The following is a 491-nucleotide window of genomic DNA, read 5'->3' as shown; positions in this document are numbered from 1 at the left end:
GAAGTACAGGATTGCGGCGACGACCAGCTTGTTGATCAGCTGCACCGCCTGGCTCGCAGTATTGTTCAGGCTCAGCACGCGAAAGCTTGCGGTCACATAGGCGGCGAGTTGCTCCTCCCAGCGGCGCTGCATCTGCGGCTCGACCGCCATGGCCTTCAGCGTCTCGACGCCCGTGACGGTCTCGACGAGGAAAGCTTGATTCTCCGAGCCGCGATCGAATTTCTCATCGAGGCGCCGGCGAAACAGTGGCGCAGCCCCCGCGGAAATGCCGATGTAGAATGGGAACGACGCCAGAACGATCAGCGTCAACGAGGTCGTGTAATAGAACATCACGGCAAGGAAAACGACGGTGAAGACGAGATCGATGACAAGCGTGAGCGCCGAACTCGTCAGGAACTGGCGGATATTTTCGAGCTCGCGGACGCGTGCAACCGAATCCCCCACGCGGCGTGTCTGGAAATATGCGATCGGCAACGCCATCAGGTGACGAA

Annotated in this window: 1 protein-coding gene; it reads right to left on the bottom strand. The window is 59.7% G+C overall.

All coding sequences use genetic code 11. The features are described from left to right. Positions 1-491 (bottom strand): ABC transporter transmembrane domain-containing protein (locus EOA29_RS39735; protein ID WP_245468855.1); only part of this gene is annotated, 491 nt, incomplete at both ends.

Source organism: Mesorhizobium sp. M1E.F.Ca.ET.063.01.1.1, assembly GCF_003998155.1.
Lineage (GTDB): Bacteria > Pseudomonadota > Alphaproteobacteria > Rhizobiales > Rhizobiaceae > Mesorhizobium.
This window is presented reverse-complemented; position numbering and strand designations above follow the sequence as displayed.